Below are 20,197 nucleotides of genomic sequence, written 5' to 3'. Positions count from 1 at the left end.
TGTTCCAATCATCTTCCTTGACACACGAGCTGAATGATGTCATTATAACGGCTGACACCAATGTTAGTTTTAAAAAGTTATTTATTTTCATTGCTAGTTATTTAGAAGTTAAAATCTTACCTGTAAGTTTACAAAATAGGAACGTCCTTGCGTATACCAGTATTTAGGTGCAAACAACGTTGTAGATCTGTCAAAATCTTTCCCGAAAGAGTCATACTTACCATTACGGGTTTGCTCAAAACCACCGGTAATATATTTGGTATTATCTAAGATATTATTAACACTTGCAGAGATCAATACATAATATTTACCCAAGATCCAGGATTTGCCCACGTTGGCATTAAAGAAGTACGCAGATGGTAACTTGTTAGGTTCCAAAAGTTGTCTCAACCTGCCTTCATCTATATTGGCAAATGGCGTATGGGATTGACCATTCTGCACAAAAGACTCTGATCTTAACAAAGCAGAAGGATCCAAATAGTTATTATCCAGATAATTCCAGTTGGCTCCTACCCACCAATATTTTGGAGAGCTGTATCGCAACCCTGCAGAATATGCTGTTTGCGGCGTACCACCTTGTCTGTAGTTTTTGATGTATGATTTACCAAACTCGGTATAAGAGAGCCCGTTAGAAAACACCCCTACATTATCCGATGCAAAATATACATTGGGATCATTCTTATAGGTATACTGACCATAGCTGGCTGCACCCTGGAATGATAATGTCGGTAAGATCTTGATATCTGCTCCCAGTTCGGCACCCATGTTTCTTTTTTCCACATTAGACATCACCTGCGTTACAAAAGCACTTTGTACATATTGCCCGCCAGTATTGCTGTCGTTGCCACCGGAAGGACCGTTGTCTTCTATCTGAATACCATCTGCAAAAAACCGCTGAACGCTGGTCTCATTATGAGTATCAACTAAAAAGACAGATGCCCTGATTTTGTAAAGTGGAGAGTTGATAACATAGCTTAAATCATTGGCATTAACAATCGTATTTTTCAACTTAGGTGCTACTGATGCGTTTAGCCTTGGGTTGATATAAATATCATCCAAGAATGGTGCCTGGGAAAAGAAACTACCATTGTAGATCAAGAAATTACGGCCATTAATCTTGTAAAGCACCTGCCCTTTGATCCCATAATTCCAAAAGTTTTGGTCTGCGCTTTTACCGAAGGAATCTGCATATAAATAATGTTTAAACAGACCTTCTCTGCTGGATGTGGAGTATCCCAACATACCAGAAACAAAAACATCAAAATTACCTGTAGAGAATTTAAAGCCTGGATTAACCTTTACTTCTTGTCTTCTAAAGATATAATCATAACCAATTTTATCCCCTACATATTTTGCAACACTGCCCTCCCCCTCATTAAGAAGACCTGATTTGCCAGGATTGTTTGTAGCAGCAAAAGGATCCTTGTTCCATGCAAAATCGGCACCTAGTAGATCTTTTACCTCTCTGTATAATTCTGACCTGTAGTTTTGATAAGAAACATTGAGTAAGAACCTGGATGTTTCTGTAAAGTTATAAGTATAATGCGTTGCGGCATTCCAGATTTTATCATCACTCACGTCATTTACCTGGTAGTACAATGCCCTGTTGCCTGTTACTCCATATGCTGTAACCGGGGGCTGCTTCATGTTCTTAGCATACAGGTTGTCCCAGTTGATCTGAGTAACTGCTGGATCTGCATTTTGCCACAATTGAGTGGAAAGCCCTATAGCATCCACTGCGGTAATAAGATTCCCTGGATTGCTTGGATCTGCAACCAAAGCAGCGGGGTTTAAAGATGCATAATAACTTGGTAAGTTTCTGTAATAGGTCGGGTTAGGATTGGGTACATTTTGCCAGTCAAGCCTTGCTCCCTTTTCTTTACCAAACTGATAAGAAACAGATGTCCACAAGTTAGACCTTTTGTTGATCTTCCAAAAATCCTGAAGTTGGAAAATTGGTTGGAAGCTGGTTTTCACCCTTTCACTTCTTTTTTCGCCATTCTGCCAGCCCCAATAGGAATTGTAATGAACACCTCGTAAGTCGAATACTTCCTGAGTATTTGGACTTGCGGTAGATCTCCGCGATGGGGAAGCAAAGGCATTAAAAGTAATGGTATGGTTGTCGCTCAGTTTTTTCTCAACACCCAGGTAAGTACCATAAGCGTCATAGAAAGTCCCTTCCTGGATACCTTCTTCAGCCCATCGTTTAGCTCCCATTACCGTAAAAGCCCAGCCTTTTTTAGACATTCCTGTGGTATATCTCAAAGAGACGCGCTGTCTGTAGTTTCTGTTGGTAATAGAATAAGTTGCCTGAACACCCTTTCTATATTCGCTGGCTTTTGTGTTTTTATAAATTACGCCACTTGCGCCGCCAAACGCATATTCGGATGGAGAATGATTGGATGCAATCTCGGGATACCTTACAATTTCGTTAAGGCCTCCCCAGTTGGAAAAATCGACATTACCATTATCTGATTTCACCATAGAAACACCATTCATCATATTTTCCGAAGTTCTCCCGTCAATCCCTCTTGGTCTGAACCAGTAGAACCCTAAATCATAACTGGCAATCCTGTTGAAGACATTCTGCGAAGACTGCAGCAAACCTACGGTGGAAGTTTGTCCGCTACCTTCGTCATCGCCATTATCCAAAATAGCTAGACCTTGGTCTGCGCCTGTTAATGAAGAATAAAGTGTAATGACACCCAAGTCTTTTCTTTTCTCGGTAGTAATGTCAAACTCCAAAGTTTTCGGTTCAAAGTTTGGTTTGGTTACTACAATCTGATAATGTCCGGATTTCAGATCAACAAACTGGAAATATCCAATCTTGTCTGCCGTTACATCATTACCTTCTCCTTTAAGATCTACTTGCGCCCTTTCAACGGGTTTTCCGTCGGCATCTTTTAGATATGCAAAAACCGTGGTCTGTGCATAATAAAATGATGCAGGAAGCATTGTAAATAAGGAGATTAATGATAATTTTTTAATCATAAATCTATAGGTTTTGTTTACTTTTTATTCTAATATACAGAGCGTTATACGCGGATGGCAAATGTAAATAATTTTTTACAAATTAGCACTTATTAACATTTTATTTTTATTTTAAGCCAATATTACGATTATTATCAGCAAACAGTTGCTGTTAAAATCATATCACATTAGTTTTTATAGGAGCGTAAAAAAAATTACTTTTGTAGCATTAGCAATTTTACAATGAAAAACAGTTTTACCTTCATCGCAATATTGGGAATCTCCCTTTTATTTGCACAGCAAAAAAGGCAGGTGCGTGCTGCAACAGTTGGTTTTCTAAATGTTGAAAACCTATGGGATACAGTACGTTCTGCAGATTACATCGATGGGACAAAAGACATTAGCAATCCTGCATTCCACCGCAGTGTGCCTTTGGATTCTATAAAATATCTGGAAGTGACAGATAAGAATTATGCAGGACCATGGAATGACCAAGCCCTTAAAGGTAAAAAAGTAGTGCGGATACAAGGTGGTTCTGAAGAATTCACCCCAAAGAGTGCTAAAAACTATACTTATAAGGTCTATAAGCAAAAATTGGAAAACGAGGCCTAAGTGATCTCAGAACTTGGGCGCGCTTATACCAATACAGCGCCTGCAGTTGTAGGGCTTATAGAGGTGGAGAACCGCCAGGTTATAGAAGATCTTGTGAAAGAGCCTGCCATTGCCAAATACGATTATGGGATCGTACACTACAATTCATATGATTACAGAGGAATTGATGTGGCCTTTATCTATCAGAAAAGAAGATTTACACCTTCCAAATCCTGGAAAAAGGAAGTTAAGATATTTGGAGATAACGGGAATAGAGAATATACAAGAGATATTGTCGTCCTTACAGGCTTTTTGGATAATGAGAAAGTGGCTTTTTTCCTCAACCACTGGCCTTCTAGAAGAGGTGGTGAGGCGGCATCTCTGCCAAAACGTAATGCTGCCGCTGCCATTCTGAAACAGCAGATGGACAGCGTAAAAGCATTGGATCCGGCCACAAAACTTTTTGCAATGGGAGACTTTAACGATGACCCTGTAAGCTCTAGTCTTAAAAATTATCTAAAAGCCGTGGGTAACCCAAAGGATCTTAACGAAGACAACCATTACCTCAACCTAATGTATCCGCTTTATAAAAAAGGCGTGGCCTCCCTGGCCTATCAGGATGCGCCTAATTTATTTGACCAAATTATTGTTTCTGCTAATCTATATTCACCTAATAACGAATTAAGAAAGGATTATACAGTTTATAAAGCCGAGATTTATGCACCGCCTTACTTGGTAACCAAAGAAGGGAGTTATAAAGGTTATCCTTTCCGCTCCTGGAGTGGCGATACTTTTACCGGAGGCTATTCGGATCACTTCCCGGCATTTGTTGTTTTGCAGAAGGAACCTTAATTTTCCGAGTTAATTAAAAATAAAAATAGCCGCCTCAACATTGAGGTGGCTATTTTTATTATACGAAAGTATGTTCTATTTCAAACTCTCAAAACTACGTTTGATAAAATCTGTCAGTTCTTTTCCTTTCAAAAGGTTTTGCGATAGTTTGGCCAAATCCAAAGCTTGGTTTACCAACGCTTTTTTATCGTCAGCATTATCCTTTTTCAATAATTCCTCTGCAAAAGGCGAGTTGGCATTCACCACAAGGTTATACATCTCTGGGAAACCGCCCATTGCAAACATTCCACCGCCTCCGGTAGCCTGCATATCTTTCATTCTTCGGATAAACTCTGGCTGTGTTAAGGTGAAAGGCGCATCGGTGGAATCAAGATCCTCCAACTGAACAGTAAATTTCTGGTCATTCACAGATTCCTCAATATCTTTCTTCAGCGTTTCTTTTTCTGTATCATTCAGTTTTGAGATTTTAGGCTCATCTTTTTTGATCAGGTTATTAACGTGATCTGCATCTACCCTTGCAAACGTAATGTTTTCCTTAGAACCTTCCAGTTTCTGGATCAGGTGCGGAACGATAGGCGAATCCAACAGAAGAACTTCGTATCCTTTTTCTTTTGCAGATTGGATGTAGCTGTCTTGCTCGTTGGCGTCAGAAGCGTAAAGAATTACCGTTTTACCATCCTTATCCGTTTGGTTTGGTTTGATCTTGTCAATCAGTTCATTCCAAAGATAATAGTGGTTATCAGTTGTTGGATACAATGCAAATTTGTCAGATTTTTCATAGAATTTCTCTTCAGAGATCATTCCATATTCAATCACAATTTTGATGTCATTCCATTTTTTCTCGTAATCTTCACGGTTTTCATTGATTAATGAAACCATTTTGTCCGCTACTTTTTTGGTGATGTAAGAAGAGATTTTCTTCACTGCACCATCTGCCTGAAGGTAAGATCGCGATACATTGAGCGGAATATCCGGAGAATCAATCACTCCTCTCAGCAACATTAGAAAATCTGGGACAATGCCTTTTACCTCATCGGTTACAAAAACCTGGTTTTGGTACAACTGGATTTTATCTTTCTCAATGTTTAGGTTGTTACCCAATTTCGGGAAGAACAAAATCCCTGTCAAATTGAACGGATAATCAACATTCAGATGAATATGGAACAACGGCTCCTCAAACTGCATTGGATAAAGCTCGTGGTAGAATTTCACATAATCCTCCTTGGTAAGGTCGCTTGGCGCAATCGTCCACGCAGGATGCGGATTATTGATGATGTTATCCACCTCTACTTCTTCCGGTTTTGTGCCTTCTTCCTCGCCTTCAGGCAAAGGCAACTGCTCTTTTTTGGTCCCGAATTTAATTGGGATTTGGTTGAATTTATTATACTTCGTCAACAATTCACGAATTCTGAATTCTTCCAAAAACTCGGTAGAATCTTCCGCAATGTGTAGTATAATCTCAGTTCCACGGTCTTCTTTTTCGGCATCTTCCAGCGTATATTCCGGGCTTCCGTCACAGATCCATCGTACCGCTTTTGCATCGTCTTTATAAGATTTGGTAAGGATTTCTACTTTCTCAGCCACCATAAAAGCCGAATAAAAACCAAGCCCAAAATGCCCGATGATTCCTGCATCTTTCGCAGAATCTTTATATTTTTCCAGAAACTCTTCCGCACCGGAAAAAGCCACCTGGTTGATGTATTTTTCTACTTCTTCGCCGGTCATCCCAATTCCCTGATCCTTGATCGTCAGCGTTTTTGCTTCTTTATCAATTTTCACTTCAATCATTGGGTTGCCGTATTCCACTTTGGCTTCGCCAATTGTTGTCAGGTGTTTTAGTTTCGTTGTCGCATCCGTTGCGTTAGAAATCAGCTCACGCAGAAAAATCTCGTGATCACTGTAAAGAAATTTTTTAATCAGCGGGAAAATATTCTCCACCGATACATTAATACTTCCTGTTGCCATATTGCTATTATTTTTTTGTTATTTTTTAATCTCAAACTCCCAAACTGCTCCATTCTCAAACCCTCCAAAACAATTAGAGCGGCTGCCAAAACCCAAAGCTATTCCTAAGCTGTTTTGTCACTGGGCTGTCCGTTCATATCTTTTTGTTTCCCAAGCTGCAAGGCCGTTGCTAACAAAAAGGATAACCACTACCATCCCTGCCGCAGGCTTTGACATCCACTCACCATTTCTCAAAAAAAATACCAGCCCCGGGAGAACTGACAAATTGTCGTTTTCACATAATATGCAACTTCTCAGGAAATTAATTTCTGTCCAGAAAACAAAATGCGCTCCTACAGAGCGCATTTATTTATAAGATCAATTCTTCCAAATAATAATTACAAAAACTGCTCGAGGACGGCTTTTAAGAAATCCTCGCTCCAGTCTTCATTATATTTGTCATTGTTAATATAGAAAGACGGCGTCCCGTTTACACCACTCCGCAATCCCGACTCGATGTCATTTTCCACTTTTGTCCTTAGTTCCTCGCTTTGCATATCATCCTGAAATTGATCTGTATCCAGCCCAATCTGCTCGGCGTAATAATCCAGCGCTTCATTATCCAGTCTTTGCTGGTTTTCGTACAAGACATCGTGCATCTCCCAAAATTTCCCTTGCTTTCCTGCCGCTTCTGCCGCCAACGCCGCTGCAAAAGCATCCGGATGGGAATCCTGCAAAGGAAAATTCCTGAACACAAACAGAAGCTTGTCCCCAAAATAGCGCTGAAGGTTTTTGACAATAGGGTAAGCCTCACCACAGCTTGGGCACTGGTAGTCACCATATTCGGTTAAAATAACTTTTGCCTCGTCGGCATTTCCTTCAAAATGATCCTGATTATTAACAGGTGGTCGTAACTGACTCATTATTTTTCGGTTTTAAGTTGTTCCAAAGCATCCAAAACACCATCTACACCAGGATTAATACCCACGGGTGAAAGGTAATTCCAGGCAATTTTGCCCTCTTCGTCTATCAGGTAAATAGAGCGCTTGCAGAGGCCGTCTTCCTCATCATAAGATTCATAAAGCTTAGCTACCTTACCTTTGGGCTCAAAATCTGCCAGGAGCGGAAAATGATAATGATGCTGTTCGGAGAAAGCCGTGTGGCTCCATTTGCTGTCTACTGATATGCCCACAACCTGCGCATTGTATTTTTCAAAGAGTTTTGCAGCCTCGTTATAAATAGTAAGCTCATCACTACAAACCGGGCTCCAGTCCGCAGGATAAAAAACTAGGATTACCTTTTTACCTTTCAGTTCGCTAAGTTTCAACTTTTGATCGGGTGTTGCAAACAGCTCGAAGTCTGGCGCAACCGTACCTGGGTTTAACATAATATTATTTTTAGATATTAAAGTTACGAAGTCACAGCAAGATTTATGCTCAATTTTACCGGAAAGTTTAAAAAATTATTAACTTTAGCTAACTCAACCTTGTAAAAGATGCGTCGCAAAATCAATAACCAAAACCCTGATTTTCAAAATATTAAATTTGATTCCCACTCAGAGAACTATATTTTTGAAAAAGACGGTTTGGAACTAAAATCAAAATACACTGCAGAAGACGTCAAAAATAAAAATATTCTGGCCGGTTCTCCTGGTATTGCGCCTTACCTGCGTGGCCCATACTCTACAATGTACGTTCAAAAACCCTGGACAATCCGCCAATACGCGGGTTTTTCCACAGCCGAAGAATCTAATGCCTTTTACAGGCGAAATCTCGCAGCGGGGCAAAAAGGGCTTTCGGTTGCGTTTGATCTGGCAACGCACAGAGGTTACGATTCGGATCATCCGCGTGTTGTAGGCGATGTTGGGAAAGCCGGCGTTGCGATTGATTCGGTAGAGGATATGAAAATTTTGTTCGACCAGATTCCGTTGGATGAGATTTCGGTTTCAATGACGATGAACGGTGCGGTTTTGCCGATTCTCTCTTTTTATATTGTAGCCGCAGAAGAACAAGGCGTTTCTCAGGATAAATTATCAGGAACCATTCAGAACGATATTCTGAAAGAATTTATGGTTCGGAACACTTACATCTATCCGCCAACGCCATCAATGAAAATTATTGCCGATATTTTTGAATATACGTCCAAAAACATCCCGAAATTCAATTCGATTTCAATTTCCGGCTATCATATGCAGGAAGCCGGTGCCACGCCTGTTTTGGAAATGGCGTACACCTTAGCAGACGGACTGGAATATGTGAGAACGGGAATCAAGGCGGGAATGAATATTGATGATTTTGCACCGAGATTATCATTTTTCTGGGCTATCGGGATGAATCATTTTATGGAAATTGCCAAAATGCGCGCGGCACGATATATCTGGGCAAACCTCCTGACACAATTTAATCCTCAGAACCAAAAATCTCTAGCCTTAAGAACGCATTCTCAAACGTCCGGATGGAGTTTAACAGAACAAGAACCTTTCAATAATATCACGCGAACAGCTATTGAAGCCTTGTCTTCTGCTTTAGGCGGCACGCAGTCTCTTCATACAAATGCTTTGGACGAAGCCATTGCTTTACCAACAGATTATTCCGCTAAAATCGCAAGAAATACCCAAATTATTCTCCAACAGGAAAGTGGTATTTGCGATGTTGTTGACCCAATGGGCGGAAGTCATTTGGTCGAATCATTAACGCAGCAAATGATTGATGAAGCAATGAAATACATCAATGAGGTAGAAAAAGAAGGCGGAATGACAAAAGCCATCGAAGCCGGAATCCCGAAAATGAGAATTGAAGAAGCCGCCGCTAGAAAACAGGCAAAAATCGATAGTGGAGAAGAGTTCATTATCGGCGTTAATTCCTTCAAATCCAACCTAAAACAACCAGACATTGACATACTCGACATTGATAATACGGAAGTCCGCAGAAAACAAATTGAAAGACTAAATTCAATTAAGTCAAACCGCAACTCAGAATCTGTCAAAGAAATTTTAAACAAAATCCGAGAAACCGCCAAAACTGGAAGTGGAAATCTTTTAGCATCATGCATTGAAGCGGCAAGAAGAAGAGTAACACTTGGAGAAATGAGTGACGCGATGGAAGAAAGTTTCGGGCGTTACAAAGCCAATATCAGAACCATATCAGGAGTTTACGCTATGAATGCAGGAAAGAACGAATACTTTGAAAAAGCTGTTTCCCTAAGCCAAAAATTTGAAGACCAAGAAGGCCGACGACCAAGAATTATGGTTGCCAAAATGGGACAAGACGGTCATGACCGCGGCGCAAAAGTAGTGGCGACAGCTTTTGCGGATATGGGATTTGATGTGGATGTGGCACCATTATTCCAAACTCCAGAAGAAGTGGCGAAACAAGCTATTGAAAATGACATCCACATTTTAGGCGTTTCCTCTTTGGCTGCCGGTCACAAAACATTGGTTCCCCAAGTCGTAGAAGAACTAAAAAAATTGGGAGCAGATGATATTACAATTGTTGTTGGAGGTGTTATCCCACAACAGGATTATGAATTTTTGTATGCCAACGGAGCCGATTTCATTTTCGGTCCAGGAACCAATTTACCGAAGTGCGCAGTGGAGATTTTGGAGAAATTTTTGATTTAAAACAGATAATTTGTATCCAATTACTTCTTCGCATTAGCATTCACATAAGCCAAAACCCAATTGGTTTCTTCCTCTGTTAATTTTGCCTTTGGTGCCATTCTATCTATAATGGGCTTCCACTGCTCGCTTGTGAATTCTGCGGCTGACGGCAGCTCGTGGCATTTTCCACACCTTTGTGTAAATAAGTCGGATCCTTTTGCGACAATATCATTCGCAGCAACGGCAGGAGAGTCCTTAGGAGCCGGAACGGGTGGTGTAGATTGGGTTTTACAAGAATAGACAATGGCTCCAACAAATGCTAAACTATATAAGTATTTTTTCATTATTTTTGAATTTGATTTTATCAAAAATAGTCAATTTACGCGGAGATAAAATCGGCCTTAGTTAATTTGTAATTATTCCAAATTCCCAATGACAAAAACAATCACTTTACAAGATTACATCAACGGAATCAGATCTTCTGACAAAAGGATTTTGGGAAAAGCGATTACATTGATGGAAAGTAAAAAACCGGAGCACAGGGAGATTGCCGATCAATTACTGAAAGAAATTCTGCCTTTTACAGGAAAATCAATAAGGATTGGGATTACTGGAGTTCCCGGAGCAGGCAAATCGACCTTCATAGAAAGCTTTGGAAAATTGGCGATTGAGCAAGGAAAAAAGGTGGCCGTTTTGGCCATTGATCCAAGTTCGTCTATTAACAAAGGAAGCATCCTTGGTGATAAAACAAGGATGGAAGAGCTTGCCAAAGACCCAAATGCTTTTATCCGCCCAAGTCCCAGTTCCGGATTTTTGGGAGGCATTGCGAATACCACTTTTGAAACCCTCTTAATTTGCGAAGCTGCTGGTTTTGACTACATTTTAATCGAAACCGTTGGCGTTGGGCAAAGTGAAACCTTGGTGAATGACATTACGGATGTTTTCCTTTTCCTAAAAGTCATCGGAACCGGCGATGAATTACAAGGAATCAAACGCGGGATTATGGAAATGGCAGATCTGATTTTCATTAATAAAGTCAATGCAGAGAACCTTTCCAAAGCCAAAATGACAAAAACTGAACTGACTAGAGCCTTGCAATTCATAACTCCGAAAGAAAAGAATTGGAAAATCCCGGTGATCCTAGGGTCTGCTTTGGAAAAAACCGGTCTGAATGATGTTTTTGATAAGATCAGTGATTATATTTCTTTAAAAATTAGAAATGGAACTTTCCTGGAAACACGACAAAATCAGGCTCAGAAACGATATGAATTTTGGGTGAGGGAATATATTCTTGAAAAAGCTAAAAAAGACCATCATCTGGAAAAATCCTTTCAGCTGCATAAAAAAAACGCTTCGGAACTGTTGTCTAATCCCAGTTCCGAAGCGCGCGATTTTGTAAGGCAATTATTAGGTAGTTAATAGTTATCTACAGAGATATTCCCATCAAAGCTGATGGGTTGCCTGTCATTGGAGCTAATGGACAGAAACGCACTTCCGTTTTTGAAAATCTCTAGGTTAAAGACAAAATTTGCCCTTTGATCATTGGGAATAATATTAAGCAAAGTATTCCCCTTTTTGGTTAAAGATTTTCTAACAGCAAAATCCTTGGATTCAAACCTAAATCCTCCATTCGCTGCATCGCCAGGGTTAACATTATAAGCCCGTCCAAAATAAGGCAGATAAACACTAAAAAGCTCCTTTTTCAAATTGAAACCATAGCCCGCATCCAACCTCAGCATTCGGCTTGCCATGGCACCCGGCATGGCATTCATTACACCAATAACATCTCCGCTGGTTGGGTAAGCACTTGTTGCGTTGAAATTAAATTCTTTTTTCTCGATAGCAGCTGATAAAACTGTTGGTTGTACATAAACCTGTGAGCCGCAGCTGACTAATGAGAAAATCGATATCATTATTAAAAAATACTTTTTCATAATTGTAAATTTAGGTAATCATTATCAAAAATAATGCAATCATTCTATTAGATGACCGATTGCTACAAAAGTTAACATTTTTTGCAGAAAATGTAGCATAAATAGCCAATTTTTGAACACAAAGCCTTTTTTGCTTCTTATATTAATTGTAGATTTGTTTTCCCACATATTGGTGCGCATTACGAATGGATCATATTAATATAGAAATCTATACAGAAAAGAACTTTGATAAGTGGAACTCTTTTGTAGCCGAAGCCAAGAATAGCACGTTTCTCTTCCACAGGGATTTTATGGATTATCACAAAGAGCGGTTTCGGGATTTTTCTCTGATGATTTATCACCATTCGGAATTGATTGCATTGCTGCCGGGTCACCTGCGGGATAATGAGTTTTTTTCGCATCAGGGGCTAACCTATGGCGGCATTCTTATAAAACAGGATCTTAGGATGACCGTTTTTTTTGAAGTCTTTACCGAAGTCTTAAAGTTTTTAAATGACAAAAATATCCCACATCTTTACTGGAAAGAGATTCCCTATTTCTATAATAGTTTTCCCTCTGAAGAATGGAAATACCTGATGTTTATTACAGAAGCTGAAATGTATCGTAGAGATTTGTGCTCAGTTATCGATTTGAGAAAAGATTATTATGTTTCAAAATCTGTGAAAAGGTATTTGAAATCGAGTGAAAAAGAGGGGATTTATTATAAAAAATGTGGTCTTTGGGAAGACTTTTGGAAAAACATTCTTGAACCTGAATTACTTCTCAGTCATAACGTTTTGCCCGTTCACTCCCTACAAGAAATCCAGGATCTGAAATCTAAATTTGAAGATAACGTCCACTTATATGGTGTGTTTCTAGGTAATACGATAATAGGTGGAACTGTAGTTTTTACTGATAAAAATATTGCTCATGCCCAATACATATGTGTAAAAACTGAATATAAGCAGACAAGGGCCTTAAACTTATTATTTTATAAACTTTTGAAAGAGGAATTTGTCAACTTAGATTACTTCGATTTTGGGATATCAAATGAAAATAACGGCCGAAAACTGAATAAAGGACTTCTCTATTGGAAAGAGGGCTTTGGTGCCAGAGGTATTTCTCAAGATTTTTATAAAATCAGTACCCAAAACTATAACCTGATACAAAATATGTATATATGATACCGTATCTTGATTTAAAAAAAATAAATGCCCCTTACGAGGCAATTTTTCTCGAAAAAACGAGGCAATTGTTGGATTCCGGATGGTATATTCTGGGCAATGAAGTAAAAAATTTTGAGGAAAATTTTGCAGATTACTGCGGAACCAAACATGCGATTGGCGTAGGAAATGGTCTCGATGCTCTGATTCTCATTTTCCGGGCTTATATCGAGTTGGGTAAACTGCAAAAAGGAGACGAGATTATTGTTCCTGCCAACACTTATATTGCTACGGTTCTGGCACTTATGACAGCAGGACTGAAGCCCAAATTAGTTGACACCAATCTTGATAATTACAACCTGGACATAGAAGTTGTAAAAAAAGCTCTGGATAAAAACACCAAAGGAATCCTGGTGGTTCATCTTTATGGGCAAATCACAGATGGCGCGGCCATAAGACAATTGGCAGATGAAAATGGGCTTTTGCTGGTAGAAGATGCCGCACAGGCGCATGGCGCAAAAGACGGAAACAAACGTGCCGGCTCCATAGGCCATGCTGCGGGATTCAGTTTCTATCCGGGGAAAAACCTGGGTTGCCTGGGTGATGGGGGTGCTGTAACGACTGATCATCAAGATCTTGCAGACTGCATCCGTGCCTTGAGAAATTATGGCTCCGAAAAAAAATATTATAATATTTATAAAGGTATCAACTCAAGATTAGATGAGATTCAGGCGGCTGTATTATTAGAAAAGCTAAAAAACCTGGATCAAGATAACTTTAAAAGACGCATTGTAGCAAAACGCTTTCTTGATGAAATTGATAATAATGCAATTACCCTCCCATGTTGGGACAGATCAGACAATCAAAACTTCCATATTTTTGCCATAAGGACAGAGAAAAGAGACCAGTTTCAGGCTTATCTTAAGGAAAAGGAAATCCAAACGCTGATTCATTATCCTGTTGCAGTGCATCACCAACAATGCATGCAGGAATTTGCGCATCTTCATCTCCCTATCACCGACAAAATCCATAAAGAAATATTGAGTTTGCCGTGCAACCAAATCATGACAGATCAGGAAATTACTTATATTATTAATATTATTAACGATTATAAATAAGTGAGCAACAAGAAGCAAAAAATTATCAAAAACATGACGGCCTTTGGCGGCGTGCAGTTTATCAACCTTGCAACGGGCGTTTTCCGGTCGAAGGTGACTGCCATCTGGCTGGGCTCGCAGGGTGTTGGTTTTCTGGGTCTTCTTCTCACTACATTTAATCTTATTGTTGGCGCGCTCAACTTGGGTATGCCCACTAGTGTTGTAAAGCACCTGTCCGGATCATCGGAGAGTTCTTTACCCAAAAAGCTGGAAGTTACAAAGTTGCTTGCCATACTCACAGGCATTATTAGTGCCGTGTTGTGTTTTATTTTTGCACGTCTGTTGTCCATCACCACATTTGACACTGTTGAATTTACCTGGGCGTTCCGGCTACTGGCCATTTCTGTGTTTTTTAAGCAATTTTCCAGTATCTACTCCAGTATATTACGAAGTACTGGTAAACTGAGCCAACTTGCCAATGCCAATATTGTCTCCAGTATTGTCGGAATTTTTTTTACGGTACCTTTATATTATTATTTTCATTTGCAAGGTATTGTTTACAACCTCATTGCTGTGGGAACAGTAGAGGCTGTTGTTTTTTACTTCTACTTTAAGAAACTTCGTTTAAAAAGGGAAAAAGTGAACAAAGCAGAGTTTTTGTCACAATCCCGAACAATGGTGGGGGACGGTTTTTTTTATAACCTGAGTGGTTTTGCCGAATTATTAGCTGCTTACCTTCTCCAGATGTTAATCAGTAATTATGGGAGTTTAAAAATATTGGGCCAATACATTGCTGGTTTTACGATACTTAACTCTTATGTTGCTCTCATTTTTACGGTAATGAGTATTGATTATTTCCCACGGCTCTCCAAAAGTAACATCGATAAAAATAGCCTTAACGAAGAAGTCAATCAACAGTTTTTTATAGGAACCATTATCCTATTTCCAATTTTGTTATTAATGCTTCTTCTTTCGCATCTATTTATAATCCTAATATACACAAAAGAGTTTCTGGAAACAGAAATCTATCTACAAATTGCGATGCTGGGCATCTTTTTCAAACTTTTTTCCTGGACTGTGAGTTTTGTAATTTTAGCAAAAGGAAGCAGGCGGCTGATTATCCAGAACAGTATCGTTTACAACAGTATTTTCCTGGTTTGCCATTTCTGTGGTTTTTTTGCAGATGGGCTGAGAGGTTTGGCATTAGGTTATACCGTTTATTTTCTCATCTACCTGTTAGGGAATTATTGGCAGGCCAATCGGCTTTTTGGTGTGAAAATAGAAGCAAAAAACATGACAACTTTTATCGTCTGTTGCTTGATAATTATTGTGTGCATTGTTCTTAATTTTACAATTGAAGATTTTATGCTAAAAAAAATCATCATCTCTTTGATTACTATTACCGCATCTGCTTGGACACTTAGACAACTCAATTTTATATTCAAATGGATAAAATAAGGTAGATTCAAAAGAATTTTAATAACGTTAAAATTAAATAATTTTTTCAAAAAATATTTTAAATTCTTATATTGCACCAATCATAAACTTATAATTATAAGCCAATAAATTCAATAAAGAAGGGAAACATTGCGTATTTCCAACTAAGAAGATATGATAATCAATTTACCAAAGATAGAGGATCCGAGAGGCAATCTCTCTGTTGTAGAAAATGACACTATTCCTTTCCCAATCCGGCGCGTATATTATTTGTATGATGTACCAAGCGGAACACAAAGAGGCGGGCATGCTCATAAAGAGCAGGACGCTTTTATAATTGCTGTTTCTGGTAGTTTTGATGTGATCCTTAACGATGGCAAAGAAGAACAAATATTTAGGCTTAATATGCCCAATCAAGGCCTTCATGTTCCCAAAATGAGATGGCGAGAACTTAAAAATTTTTCTTCTGGCGCGGTTTGCCTGGTGATTTCTCCTGCAGAATATGATGAGGATGATTATATCCGTGATTTTGATGAATTTCTTAAGTATCAAAAATAAATTCTTTTCCTGCATTTTAGCTCAAGTAGAGAAAACCTAAAAAGATCTTTCCAGTTTCGGCTTTTATAAGATTGCTCCATGCTATAATGTATTCTCTTCAGCACACACCTGTTCTCTGATAAATTATTTCTTAGTATGGCATCCTGATAAATAATTTGTAGAGATCTGTTCATTTTTTTTGCAAAATCAGTTTTCTGATGGAAAAAACTGCCTAAAGAATTACTTAGTTCTCTTTTTTCTACTAAAAATTTATCCAAGAACACAATCCTATATTGGTATAAAAGCCGTAGCCAATAATCCAGATCTTCAAAAATAAGCCGCTCATCATAACCATTCAGCATCTCAAACTGAGACCTTCTCATCATAGCGGAGACCGAGCACATACACATGCCACCGGCAAGGATGCTTTTATACGATGTTTCAAAAAGATTTTTATCCAAAACCTTTGAATTAATAGCATCGACCTCAAAATAATTATATTTAAACCTTCCTTCTTCATCTATAATTTTGGCATTGCCAAAGATAATCCCTACGTCTTTTGGCTGGGTCAGAAAAAAATCCACCTGGTTGGTGATACAATCGGGAAGAAGCACATCATCACCAGAGAGATCAATCAAAAAATCTCCTTTTGATATAGCAAATGCCTGGTTGAACGCCTTGTTATGACTGGTAGAAACCTGAAGATCCAAAAAAACGACAGTAGGATGTCGTTTAAGAAATTCCCAAATAACATCCCCCGAATGGTCTGTACTGCCATTATTAATAACAATAAGTTCTATATTTGTATAGGATTGATTAATGACAGAATCAAGGGCTTCTCTTAGGTAAGCCGCATGATTGTAACAATTGCAGATGACCGTTACCAGAGGTAAATTTTCAGCAGACATAATGATAAAAAACAAAAGTAGAGAAAAAAAACTTAAGATTGCCTTGGTTGTTTATACCCTGTCTTCTGGTGGCCTAGAGCGTGTTGTGTCCAATATGTCGATTCTTTTCCATGGTATGGGCTATGAGGTGCATCTGTACGTTTTGCGCTCCGAGCTGGATTACCCTTTTGCCGGAGCCTTGCATCAATACCATATTGACAAGTGTAGTAAATTGGGTAAAATCCGCCAATATTTCCAATTGAGAAAATCACTTAAGGAAAGCCATTTTGACCACATTATAGATCATCGCTACAGGCTGAATTTTTTTTCTGAATTTTTTTGGCAGCGTTTTATTTACAAAGGGCAAAATGTAATTAATTATATCCACAGTTCTTTTATAACCCATTATTTATTCCCAAGTTCTTGGCTTAATCAACTTTTATTTGGCCAAAGAACCTTTCTAAGTGTATCGAAGGGTATCGAAGAAAAACTAAAGTCCCAATTTCCGCAGCTTAAAACCAAAACAATTTACAATCCTGTTCAATTAAATCCTGAGAATGGTACTCCAGAAAAACAGCCTTACATCCTCTCTGTTGCACGTATGGACAGTAGCAACGTGAAGCAAATAGACATTCTCCTAGAGTGTTATTCCAAGAGTAAACTGCCGGCGAAAGGTTTTCAACTTATTATCATCGGTTCCGGGGAACGTTTGCCGCAGATGAAACAATATGCAGATGAGCTTAGGGTTGCTCAGCATGTGATTTTCAAAGGTTTTGTTGCTAATCCTTACCACTACATTCAAAATGCTTTTTACACAGTTCTTACCAGTAGATATGAAGGACTCGGAATGATTTTAATCGAATCACTAATGGTCGGAACACCTGTCATTTCTTTTGATTGCGAATCGGGACCACGTGAAATTATAAACAATGAAGATAACGGCTTATTGGTTGAAAATCAAAACAAAACAGCGTTCATCAAAGCCTTGAACCGAGTTGTAGAAGACGAGATTCTTTATCAAAAAATGAAAAACAATAGCCGAAACTCAGTTAAAAAGTTCTCAAACCCTGCAATTCAAAACGAATGGAAATCTTTCTTCAACGATGATAAACAGAGTTAATGGTAAACACTGAAATCTACGCCAAACCTTTTTAAATAACGTTTAACCAATAAGAAAACACGCAGTATTGCAGGGGGTGTTGCCATAAGAATATCGGTTTTGCAGCTTCTGTTTTCAGTATCCACATTTTTTAAATATTGTTTGGCCCGCAAACGATCTCCACTGATATGGAAGTGCAGTGCATACTCTACCCTATAAATGTCAAGAAATTTCTTCAAACTCGGATTCTCCTTTTCTTCCATGATGAATTGATTCAAATCTGGCAATGATTTTTTTCCAATTTTAGTTTTGGAAAGACTTTGGTTATCTGGCAAATAATTATAAATCATGGTAATGCCTTTGCAGATGGCTACAGGATACTTCAGCACAATTCTAATCCAATAATCTAAATCTTGCCCGCTGGAAATAGCGACGTCAAAACCACCAATTTCCAGAAAAACTTGCCTGTCAATGGTTACGGCAGAGGTGAGGGCAACCCGGTTTACATAGCTGCTTTTGAAAAAATCCTGCACATAACCCTCATAATTCCCCGACAAATCGGTTAATTGGCATTCTGTAAAATGGTTTTTCCCAATTTTTGTTTTGTACCGGCTACAATACATCCCTGCATTTGGGAATTTCTGAATGGTCTTGTAAAGATTCTCAAGATAATCCGGCGTCCATTCATCATCCGCATCCAGAAAGCAAAAATATTGTCCATTAGCTTCAGCCATTCCATAATTTCTTGCTGCGGACACGCCTTTATTCTCCTGGCTTAATAGCCGTATTCTTTCATCCGAGAATTCTTTTGCTTTTTCCAGGCTGTCATCTGTTGAGCCGTCATTCACAATAATGATTTCGTAATCCGAGTAAGTCTGATGCAAAACATGTTCCAATGTACTGCCAATAAAAGCAGATTTGTTATACAACGGAATAATGATACTGAAAAATGGCATTTTACAAGGCTTAATTAAGGCTAAAAATACACTAATAATTGATTTGAATTGCCAATATTTACAAAAATTTACAACAAGCTTCTACCCATTTTGCGCCTTCTTATTTTGGACGGAAATATTCATCAGTACAATAGCCATAAGGATTAGTAAAATCCCAACCCATTGTATTACAAGTACGTTTTCTCCCAATAATATATGAGCCATCGTTACAGAAACCGGCAATTCTAATGATGAAATAATACTCCCTAAACCCAGACCTGCTTTAGGAAATCCCAGATTAAACAAAATGGGAGGAAGTATAGTCCCGAAAAGAGCCAAAACAAAACCGTATGACCAAAAAATAGAGAAATCAAAGGCTCTTAATTGTTCTGTTTGTCCCCCAAAATCAGTGTAAATATTTCTCATCCCAGTAAAATAGAAAGGGCCAATTTGCATCAAAAACAAAAATAAAAACACAACCACAGAGCCACCTATAACCATTATGATGCTTTTTCTCAAAACTGGCAAATTTGTCCCGATTCTGTTAGAAGTGAACATTGTTACCGTAAATGAACAGGCTGCCAACAAGCCCCATAAAACGCCTCGCCAGTCCAACTGAATATCCATATTGATAATGTTGGTAGCTAATAATGTCCCTATAATGACGATACAAACCGCCAAAATTTTCCTTAACTGAGGAAATTTTCGGGTTATGATGCTCTCTAACAATACACTTAGCCAAACAGACTGCATTAGAAGGACAATTGCAATAGAAACATTGATGTATTGCACAGAGATGTAGTAGAACAGACTGGTGCAACCCAACGATGTGCCTGCCAGCAATAACTGTCTAATCTGCTTGTTATCCGGTTTTGCCAGGTTTTTTTTGGAGCCAGAACTTTGGATGATATTCAAAATAAGCAATCCCAAGAAGCCCAAAACAAACTGAGAAACCGTAACCTCTGAGGTAGTAAAACCGTCTTTGTAAGACAGCTTTACAAAGGTAGCCAGCATACCGTAAATTGCAGATCCAAGGCCTACGAAAAGAACTCCTTTTAATATATTTTTGTCCATGATAATGTTGAGCAAGCGAACAAGCTTTTTTTAGTTTATCCCAAATACTGATTATCCGTTTAATCACCTAATCCTGTAATATTAGCAACAATAAGCCTTT

At 38.7% G+C, this 20,197-nt stretch carries 16 protein-coding genes and 1 pseudogene; 8 read left to right on the top strand and 9 right to left on the bottom strand.

Translation table 11 applies throughout. The features are described 5' to 3' along the window. Window positions 1-108: 108 nt before the first annotated feature. Window positions 109-2,991 carry a carboxypeptidase regulatory-like domain-containing protein gene (locus tag AC00Y6_RS04285; protein WP_474489384.1) on the bottom strand — a complete coding sequence of 961 codons (2,883 nt, stop codon included), beginning with the start codon at window positions 2,989-2,991 and terminating at the stop codon, window positions 109-111. Between the two features lie 222 nt (window positions 2,992-3,213). On the opposite strand from AC00Y6_RS04285, the pseudogene AC00Y6_RS04280 reads away from it, so the two are divergent. Further along, window positions 3,214-4,413, top strand: a pseudogene (locus AC00Y6_RS04280) (endonuclease/exonuclease/phosphatase family protein). A 75-nt stretch (window positions 4,414-4,488) separates the two neighbouring features. Here the strand turns inward: AC00Y6_RS04280 and htpG are convergent. The 3 genes from htpG to AC00Y6_RS04265 all read right to left on the bottom strand — a co-directional run bounded on the left by htpG (window position 4,489) and on the right by AC00Y6_RS04265 (window position 7,744). Beyond that, a complete protein-coding gene (htpG, locus tag AC00Y6_RS04275) occupies window positions 4,489-6,378 on the bottom strand; it encodes a molecular chaperone HtpG (RefSeq protein ID WP_474489383.1) in 1,890 nt (629 codons plus the stop codon). Window positions 6,379-6,755: 377 nt separating this feature from the next. After that, a complete protein-coding gene (locus AC00Y6_RS04270) occupies window positions 6,756-7,280 on the bottom strand; it encodes a DsbA family protein (protein ID WP_474489382.1) in 525 nt (174 codons plus the stop codon). Continuing rightward, the gene (locus AC00Y6_RS04265) at window positions 7,280-7,744 is read right to left on the bottom strand and encodes a redoxin domain-containing protein (protein ID WP_474489381.1); all 465 of its coding nucleotides are present in this window, start codon (window positions 7,742-7,744) and stop codon (window positions 7,280-7,282) included. The genes AC00Y6_RS04270 and AC00Y6_RS04265 overlap by 1 nt, the downstream gene beginning before the upstream one ends. A gap of 108 nt (window positions 7,745-7,852) precedes the next feature. Here AC00Y6_RS04265 and scpA point away from each other — a divergent pair, with 108 nt between their 5' ends. Next, the gene (gene scpA / locus AC00Y6_RS04260) at window positions 7,853-9,976 is read left to right on the top strand and encodes a methylmalonyl-CoA mutase (protein ID WP_474489380.1); all 2,124 of its coding nucleotides are present in this window, start codon (window positions 7,853-7,855) and stop codon (window positions 9,974-9,976) included. A gap of 20 nt (window positions 9,977-9,996) precedes the next feature. Here the strand turns inward: scpA and AC00Y6_RS04255 are convergent, their stop codons facing one another. Continuing rightward, on the bottom strand, window positions 9,997-10,299 hold the full coding sequence (locus tag AC00Y6_RS04255) for a hypothetical protein (RefSeq protein ID WP_474489379.1): 303 nt from the start codon (window positions 10,297-10,299) through the stop codon (window positions 9,997-9,999). 88 nt (window positions 10,300-10,387) lie between these two features. Between AC00Y6_RS04255 and meaB the strand changes: the two genes are divergently transcribed. Further along, window positions 10,388-11,374, top strand: a complete 987-nt coding sequence (gene meaB / locus AC00Y6_RS04250; RefSeq protein ID WP_474489378.1) for a methylmalonyl Co-A mutase-associated GTPase MeaB — start codon at window positions 10,388-10,390, stop codon at window positions 11,372-11,374. Here meaB and AC00Y6_RS04245 read toward each other — a convergent pair. Next, window positions 11,371-11,889: a DUF4251 domain-containing protein gene (locus AC00Y6_RS04245; RefSeq protein ID WP_474489377.1), complete on the bottom strand. Its 519-nt coding sequence runs from the start codon at window positions 11,887-11,889 to the stop codon at window positions 11,371-11,373. The genes meaB and AC00Y6_RS04245 overlap by 4 nt on opposite strands. 185 nt (window positions 11,890-12,074) lie before the next feature. Between AC00Y6_RS04245 and AC00Y6_RS04240 the strand changes: the two genes are divergently transcribed. The 4 genes from AC00Y6_RS04240 (at window position 12,075) to AC00Y6_RS04225 (ending at window position 16,123) form a co-directional block, all read left to right on the top strand. Continuing rightward, complete coding sequence (locus AC00Y6_RS04240) at window positions 12,075-13,052, top strand: GNAT family N-acetyltransferase (protein WP_474489376.1); 978 nt, start codon at window positions 12,075-12,077, stop codon at window positions 13,050-13,052. Beyond that, window positions 13,049-14,149: a DegT/DnrJ/EryC1/StrS family aminotransferase gene (locus AC00Y6_RS04235; protein WP_474489375.1), complete on the top strand. Its 1,101-nt coding sequence runs from the start codon at window positions 13,049-13,051 to the stop codon at window positions 14,147-14,149. Before AC00Y6_RS04240 ends, AC00Y6_RS04235 begins: the two co-directional genes overlap by 4 nt. Continuing rightward, a complete protein-coding gene (locus AC00Y6_RS04230) occupies window positions 14,150-15,586 on the top strand; it encodes an oligosaccharide flippase family protein (protein ID WP_474489374.1) in 1,437 nt (478 codons plus the stop codon). It begins immediately after the preceding gene. Between the two features lie 153 nt (window positions 15,587-15,739). Next, on the top strand, window positions 15,740-16,123 hold the full coding sequence (locus AC00Y6_RS04225; protein ID WP_474489373.1) for a sugar 3,4-ketoisomerase: 384 nt from the start codon (window positions 15,740-15,742) through the stop codon (window positions 16,121-16,123). On the opposite strand, the gene AC00Y6_RS04220 is transcribed toward AC00Y6_RS04225, so the two are convergent. After that, complete coding sequence (locus AC00Y6_RS04220; protein ID WP_474489372.1) at window positions 16,114-17,010, bottom strand: glycosyltransferase; 897 nt, start codon at window positions 17,008-17,010, stop codon at window positions 16,114-16,116. The genes AC00Y6_RS04225 and AC00Y6_RS04220 overlap by 10 nt on opposite strands. A gap of 1 nt (window position 17,011) precedes the next feature. On the opposite strand from AC00Y6_RS04220, the gene AC00Y6_RS04215 reads away from it, so the two are divergent. Beyond that, a complete protein-coding gene (locus tag AC00Y6_RS04215; protein WP_474489371.1) occupies window positions 17,012-18,109 on the top strand; it encodes a glycosyltransferase in 1,098 nt (365 codons plus the stop codon). Here the strand turns inward: AC00Y6_RS04215 and AC00Y6_RS04210 are convergent. Then, on the bottom strand, window positions 18,106-19,044 hold the full coding sequence (locus tag AC00Y6_RS04210) for a glycosyltransferase family 2 protein (RefSeq protein WP_474489370.1): 939 nt from the start codon (window positions 19,042-19,044) through the stop codon (window positions 18,106-18,108). The two genes, AC00Y6_RS04215 and AC00Y6_RS04210, sit on opposite strands and share 4 nt — an antisense overlap. 81 nt (window positions 19,045-19,125) lie before the next feature. Next, entirely contained in the window at window positions 19,126-20,100 is a 975-nt protein-coding gene (locus AC00Y6_RS04205; RefSeq protein WP_474489535.1) for an EamA family transporter, read from the bottom strand. Window positions 20,101-20,197: the final 97 nt, after the last annotated feature.

It is taken from the genome of Epilithonimonas sp., from assembly GCF_056329745.1.
Note: the sequence above shows the minus strand (reverse complement) of the source record. Positions and strands in the feature narration are given on the sequence as shown.